This window comes from Mesorhizobium sp. M7A.F.Ca.US.005.03.2.1 (assembly GCF_003997795.1).
In the GTDB taxonomy this organism is placed as follows: Bacteria; Pseudomonadota; Alphaproteobacteria; order Rhizobiales; family Rhizobiaceae; genus Mesorhizobium; species Mesorhizobium ciceri.
In genome coordinates this window covers 1-3,148 of record NZ_RZRP01000739.1, presented here as the reverse complement: position 1 = coordinate 3,148, position 3,148 = coordinate 1, and the positions used below count along the sequence as shown (strand labels likewise).

At 63.5% G+C, this 3,148-nt stretch carries 3 protein-coding genes; all 3 read left to right on the top strand.

Translation table 11 applies throughout. The annotated features are described in order from the left end of the window. The coding region (locus tag EN991_RS29370; protein WP_281058820.1) for a transketolase C-terminal domain-containing protein at positions 1-975 on the top strand (975 nt) is incomplete at its 5' end. Between the two features lie 11 nt (positions 976-986). Beyond that, positions 987-2,066 carry a class II fructose-bisphosphate aldolase gene (gene fba, locus EN991_RS29365; protein ID WP_127370056.1) on the top strand — a complete coding sequence of 360 codons (1,080 nt, stop codon included), beginning with the start codon at positions 987-989 and terminating at the stop codon, positions 2,064-2,066. A gap of 21 nt (positions 2,067-2,087) precedes the next feature. Further along, a partial coding sequence (locus EN991_RS29360) for a ribulose-bisphosphate carboxylase large subunit (RefSeq protein ID WP_127370055.1) occupies positions 2,088-3,148 on the top strand: 1,061 nt, incomplete at its 3' end.

The window sequence follows — 3,148 nt, the reverse complement described above, 5'->3', positions numbered from 1 at the left end:
CTCGAAGCCTTTCGTCGCGAACATGTCGAGAAGGCAACCAAGGTGGCGACGCGAAAAGCCTCCGAAATGGCGCTGGAGGCCATCAACGGCGCAACGGAATTGACCGTCGGCGGCTCGGCCGATCTGACGCACTCGAATCTGACGATCACCAAGGGCATGAACCGCATTGCGCCGAGTGACTATGCCGGCCGCTACATTCACTACGGCATTCGTGAGCACGGCATGGCGGCCGCCATGAACGGCATCGCGCTGCATGGAGGTTTCGTGCCCTATGGCGGTACGTTCCTGTGCTTCGCCGATTATGCGCGCGGCGCGATGCGGCTCTCGGCGCTCATGGGCCAGCGCGTCATCTATGTGATGACACACGATTCCATCGGCCTCGGCGAGGACGGCCCGACGCACCAGCCGGTCGAGCACCTTGCGATGCTGCGTGCGACGCCTAATCTCAACGTCTTCCGTCCGGCGGATGTCATCGAAACGGCGGAGTGCTGGGAACTCGCGCTGAAGAGCAAGGATCGGCCGAGCGTCCTGGTGCTGTCGCGCCAGAACCTGCCGATGCTGCGTCGGTCGCACAGTGACGAGAACCGCTCCCGCCAAGGTGGCTACGTCCTGCGCGAACCAGCCGAGCACCGTGCCGTCACCCTGATCGCCACCGGCTCGGAGGTCGAGATCGCGGTTGCTGCCGCCGAAAGGCTGGAGACCGAGCATGGTGTCGCCGCCGCCGTCGTGTCGATGCCGTGCTGGGAGCTTTTCGAGGAGCAGGAAAGCGCCACCCGCAAGGCCGTCCTCGGCTCGGCGCCGCGCGTCGCGGTCGAAGCGGCAGCCCGGCTGGGCTGGGACCGCTGGATCGGCGAGACCGGCGCTTTCGTCGGCATGACCGGCTTCGGCGCCAGCGCCCCTGCCCCCGACCTCTACCGGCATTTCAACATCACGTCCGAAGCGGTTGCTGCAGCGGCGCTGAAGCTCATCATCTAGGAGGATTCACAATGGCTCGCATCACCCTTCGCCAGCTTCTCGACCATGCCGCCGAGCACGGCTACGGCGTACCGGCATTCAACATCAACAACATGGAACAGGGCCTCGCCATCATGGAAGCGGCCAAGGCCTGCGACGCGCCTGTCATCATCCAGGCTTCGCGTGGCGCCCGATCCTATGCCAACGACATCATGCTGGCCAAGATGATGGAGGCGCTGACCGAAATCCACCCAACCATCCCGCTATGCATCCATCAAGACCACGGCAACAGCGAGGCCACCTGCCTTTCCGCGATCCGCCACGGCTTCACCTCGGTGATGATGGACGGATCCTTGATGGCGGACGCCAAGACGCCGGCAAGCTACGACTACAACGTCGCCATAACCGAACGCGTCGCACGTATGGCGCATTGGGTCGGCGCTTCCGTCGAAGGCGAACTGGGCGTGCTCGGCTCGCTGGAAACCGGCCAAGGCGAGGCCGAGGATGGCCACGGCGCCGAGGGCGCGCTCTCCCACGACCAGCTCCTGACCGATCCCGATCAGGCGGTCGACTTCGTGACCGCAACCCAGGTCGACGCGCTGGCGATTGCCTGCGGCACCTCGCACGGTGGCTACAAATTCACCCGCAAGCCGGACGGCGACATCCTGGCCATGCAGGTGATCGAGGCGATCCACGAGAAGCTGCCCAACACGCATCTGGTCATGCACGGCTCTTCCTCTGTGCCGCAGGAGTTGCAGGACATCATCAACAGATACGGCGGCGAGATGCCCCAGACTTTTGGCGTCCCGGTCGAGGAGATCGAGCGCGGCATCCGCTACGGCGTGCGCAAGGTCAATATCGACACCGATTGCCGCATGGCCATGGCCGGGCAGTTCCGCCGCGTCGCGACGGAAGACCCGCGCGAGTTCGATCCCCGCAAATTCCTGAAGCCCGCCATGGATGCCTTGCGCGACCTTTGCCGGGACCGCTTCGAGCGTTTCGGTACGGCGTCCAACGCCTCGAAGATCAAGGTCATCGCCATGGACGAGATGGCGAAACGTTACGCCGCGGGAAAACTCGACCCCCAAATCGCAACCGCGAAAGCCGCCTGAGCAACAAACAGGAGACCTGTCATGAACAAGATCGACATACTGCCAGCGGGGACGCTCAAGGAAGGCAAGGAGCGCTACAAGTCAGGGGTCATCCCCTACAAGAAGATGGGCTACTGGGAGCCTGACTACAGGCCCAAGGAAACCGATCTGATCGCCATGTTCCGGATCACGCCGCAACCCGGTGTCGACCACGAGGAGGCGGCAGCCGCCATCGCCGGTGAATCCTCCACCGCGACGTGGACCGTGGTGTGGACCGACCGGCTGACAGCTTGCGAGCTCTATCGCGCCAAGGCGTTCAGATCCGAGCCGGTGCCGAACACCGGTCCCGGAACCAAGACCGAGCAACAGTACTTCGCCTACATGGCCTACGACCTCGACCTGTTCGAGCCGGGCTCGATCGCCAACCTGACCGCATCGATCATCGGCAATGTGTTCGGCTTCAAGGCAGTCAAGGCGTTGCGGCTGGAAGACATGCGTATCCCGGTGGCGTATCTCAAAACTTTCCAGGGGCCGGCGACCGGCATCGTGGTGGAGCGTGAGCGGCTCGACAAGTTCGGCCGGCCGCTGCTCGGCGCAACGACGAAGCCGAAGCTCGGCCTGTCGGGACGCAATTACGGGCGCGTCGTTTATGAAGCGCTGAAGGGCGGCCTCGACTTCGTCAAGGACGACGAGAACATCAACTCGCAGCCCTTCATGCATTGGCGCGACCGCTTCCTCTACTGCATGGAGGCCGTGAACAAGGCGTCGGCCGCCACCGGCGAGGTCAAAGGCCATTATCTCAACGTCACCGCCGGCACGATGGAGGAGATGTACGAGCGCGCCGAATTCGCCAAGCAACTTGGCTCCTGCATCGTCATGATCGACCTCGTCATCGGCTACACGGCGATCCAGTCGATGGCCAAGTGGGCACGCCGCAACGACATGATCCTGCACCTGCACCGTGCCGGCAACTCGACCTATTCGCGCCAGAAGAACCACGGCATGAATTTCCGCGTCATCTGCAAATGGATGCGCATGGCCGGCGTCGACCATATCCATGCCGGCACGGTGGTCGGCAAGCTGGAAGGCGACCCGCTCATGAT

What these genes read in the sequence shown, in the direction of transcription:
- fba (WP_127370056.1), top strand. Translation starts at nt 987, where the DNA reads ATGGCTCGCATCACCCTTCGCCAGCTTCTCGACCATGCCGCCGAGCAC.